The organism is Caballeronia fortuita, from assembly GCF_001544835.2.
Classification (GTDB): domain Bacteria; phylum Pseudomonadota; class Gammaproteobacteria; order Burkholderiales; family Burkholderiaceae; genus Caballeronia; species Caballeronia fortuita.
Map to the genome: position 1 here is coordinate 1 of NZ_FCNX02000041.1, position 2,961 is coordinate 2,961.

The window sequence follows — 2,961 nt, forward strand, 5'->3', positions numbered from 1 at the left end:
CGGATGACACTGGCACGTGAGCACGAACCCGTCATCGATCTCGTGCTGTTCGAGCGTGTAGTTCTTGTCCATCTTCACTTCGCCTTCGATCACCTTCGCGCGGCACGTACAGCACACACCGCCCTTGCATGCGTAAGGCAACGCAAGGCCCGCCTTCAGTCCGACATCGAGCACGCTCACGCCTTCATACGGCAAGCGCAGCTTGCGCTTCTTGCCATCGATGATCAGTTCCAGATCCGCCGCCGGCGTGCTCTCCGTGATCTCGATCGTCGGCGCACCCGCCTGCGGCAGAGGCGTGCCGAAGCGCTCCACATGAATCTGCCTGGGCGCAACACCCGAATCCTTCAGCGCAGCTTCGGCCGCATCCATCATCGGTCCGGGGCCGCAGATGAACGCTTCATCGATTTCTTCGGCAGAGAGCAACGTCGACAGAAACGCCTTGCACTTCTCTCGATCCAGCACGCCGTTGAACAACTCCACATCCTGCAGATCGTCGGACAGCACGTGATACAGCGAGAACCGGTCCATATACCGATTCTTCAGATCTTCAAGTTCCTCGGCGAACATGATCGCGTCCACGCTGCGATTGCCGTACACCAGCGTGAAGCGGCTCGTCGGCTCCATGTCCAGCGTCGTCTTGATGATCGCAAGCACCGGCGTGATGCCCGAGCCGCCCGAGAACGCCACGTAGTGCTTCGCATGATCCGCGTTCAGATGCGTGAAGAAGCGGCCATCGGGCGTCATCACGTCGATCTCGTGGCCGGGCTTCAAAGTATCGAACGCGAAGTTCGAGAAGCGCCCGCCACGCACGCGCTTGATGCCGATGCGCAATTCGCCGTCGCGATCGTAGTCGGTCACGCCCACGCAGATCGAATACGAGCGGCGCGTCTCCTCGCCGTCGATATGCGTCTTGAGCGTCACGAACTGTCCTTGCGTGAAGCGAAACGCATCGCGCAACGCGGGCGGCACGTCGAACGAAACGGTGACCGCATCGGCGGTTTCGGGTCGCACATCGCGGATGCGCAGCGGATGGAATTGCGGAGTCGCCATGATCTTGATGATGTGAAATCGGTTCAGTACGGCTTGAAGTAATCGAACGGCTCGCGGCAATCGATGCAGCGATACAGCGCCTTGCACGCCGTCGATCCGAATTGCGCGAGCTTCTCGGTGTGCGTCGAGCCGCAGCGCGGACATTCGATCGTCGCGGGCTTGCGAGGCACGAAGCGGATCGGTTTTTCTGCGCTCACGCATGCGCCGGTCGGCGGTGCGATGCCATAGCGGCGCAGCTTCTCGCGCGCTTCATCGGTGATCCAGTCAGTGGTCCACGCAGGCGCAAGCACCGTCTCGATGCGATGCGCGCCGAGTTGCGCATCGTCGATCGCATGCGCGATATCTTCCGCAATCTGCGACATCGCCGGACACCCCGAGTATGTCGGCGTGATCACCACTTCAAGCACGCCATCGTCGCCGTGACGCACGTCGCGCAAGATGCCCAGCTCGCGTATCGACACCACCGGAATCTCCGGATCGGGCACCGCTTCGAGCACGTGCCATGCGCGTTCGATCGTCGTTTGCATCGGTTGCGTCGTTTGCGTCGTTTGCGTCTTTTGCATGGTGGCCTGCATCACCAGCTCGCGCCCGGATGCTGACGCGCCAGGCTCTGCATCTCCGCGAGCAGATAGCCCATGTGCTCCGAGTGCTCGCCATGCTTGCCCGTGGTGATGTGCTGCACTTGGGCTGGCGCCTCGAGCGTGGCTTCATCGAGTGCGGCGTGCACTTCATCGCGCCAGGCTGCTTCGAACTCGCTCGCCAGCGGCGCGATGCCCGCATCGGCGACGGCTTGTTCGATCGCATCGGTCGCGAAGAACTCGCGCGTGTACGGCATCAGATAATCGAGCGCGGCCTGCGCACGCCGATGCGATTCCTCCGTGCCATCGCCGAAACGCACCAGCCAGTCGCGCGCATGATGCAGGTGATAGCGCGTCTCCTTGATCGACTTCGCCGCGATCGCCGCGAGTTGCGCATCGCTCGATGCTTGCAAGGCGCTCCACACTTCGATCATCAACGCCGAGTACAGGAAGTTGCGCACGATCGTCACCGCGTAATCGCGCTCGGTGCGCGTGGTGCCCGCGAGCGGGCCGAAGTGCGGCAGTTCGGTCATCGTGTAGTTGGCGAACTCGCGCTCGGTGCGGAAGTACGCGTAGTCGTCCTCAGTCTTCTGCGTGCCATTGAGCGATGCATCGAGCGTCGCTGCATGCGTATAGAGCAAACGCGCCTGACCGATCAGATCGAGACTCATGTTCGCCAGCGCGATGTCTTCTTCCAGCGCCGGGCCGTGACTGCACCACTCGGCGTTGCGCTGACCGAGAATCAGCGCGTTGTCCGCAAGGCGCAGCACGTAGGCGAGATGTTCTTTCTGGCTCATGTCGCGCGCCTTACATGTGATTGATTTCGTCGGGCAGCACGAAGAACGTCGGATGCCGATAGATCTTGTCGCCCGCAGGCTCGAACAACTCCGCCTTGTCCGCCGGGTCCGATGCCGTGATCGCCGCCGACGGCACCACCCAGATGCTCACGCCTTCCTGACGCCGCGTGTACACGTCGCGCGCCATGCGCAGCGCCGCGCCCGCGTCCGGTGCGTGCAGGCTGCCGCAATGCTTGTGATCCAGTCCCTGCTTGCTGCGCACGAACACTTCCCAGATCGGCCATTCCTTGTTCATCTTCATCGTCTCCTTGCTCATGCAGCCTGTTTTTGGGCGCGGGCTTTCTGCTTCTCTGCGTATGCGAGTGCGGCTTCGCGCACCCACGCGCCGTCGTCGTGTGCTTTCACGCGCGTGGCGAGACGTTCCTTGTTGCACGGGCCATCGCCGTTCACCACGCGCCAGAACTCATCCCAGTCGATTGCGCCGTAGTCGTGCGCCTGACGCTCTTCGTTCCACTTGAGGTCTGCGTCGGGCAAGG

4 protein-coding genes and 1 pseudogene are annotated in these 2,961 nt (G+C 62.3%); all 5 read right to left on the reverse strand.

Translation table 11 applies throughout. The annotated features are described in order from the left end of the window. On the reverse strand, positions 1-1,050 hold a 1,050-nt coding region (gene paaE, locus AWB77_RS33965), incomplete at its 3' end, for a 1,2-phenylacetyl-CoA epoxidase subunit PaaE (protein WP_061138839.1). A 23-nt stretch (positions 1,051-1,073) separates the two neighbouring features. Continuing rightward, complete coding sequence (gene paaD, locus AWB77_RS33970; protein WP_061138842.1) at positions 1,074-1,613, reverse strand: 1,2-phenylacetyl-CoA epoxidase subunit PaaD; 540 nt, start codon at positions 1,611-1,613, stop codon at positions 1,074-1,076. A gap of 11 nt (positions 1,614-1,624) precedes the next feature. Beyond that, positions 1,625-2,425 carry a 1,2-phenylacetyl-CoA epoxidase subunit PaaC gene (paaC, locus tag AWB77_RS33975; RefSeq protein ID WP_061138840.1) on the reverse strand — a complete coding sequence of 267 codons (801 nt, stop codon included), beginning with the start codon at positions 2,423-2,425 and terminating at the stop codon, positions 1,625-1,627. A gap of 10 nt (positions 2,426-2,435) precedes the next feature. Beyond that, positions 2,436-2,741, reverse strand: coding sequence for a 1,2-phenylacetyl-CoA epoxidase subunit PaaB (paaB, locus tag AWB77_RS33980; protein ID WP_341845023.1), 306 nt, complete (start codon positions 2,739-2,741; stop codon positions 2,436-2,438). Then, a pseudogene (locus tag AWB77_RS33985) lies at positions 2,738-2,961 on the reverse strand (1,2-phenylacetyl-CoA epoxidase subunit PaaA); the annotation flags it as partial. The gene paaB and the pseudogene AWB77_RS33985, both read right to left, overlap by 4 nt.

Excerpts from the sequence above, each read along its gene's own strand:
- paaC (WP_061138840.1), bottom strand. The coding sequence starts at position 2,425 with ATGAGCCAGAAAGAACATCTCGCCTACGTGCTGCGCCTTGCGGACAAC.
- paaD (WP_061138842.1), bottom strand. The coding sequence starts at position 1,613 with ATGCAAAAGACGCAAACGACGCAAACGACGCAACCGATGCAAACGACG.
- paaB (WP_341845023.1), bottom strand. The coding sequence starts at position 2,741 with ATGAGCAAGGAGACGATGAAGATGAACAAGGAATGGCCGATCTGGGAA.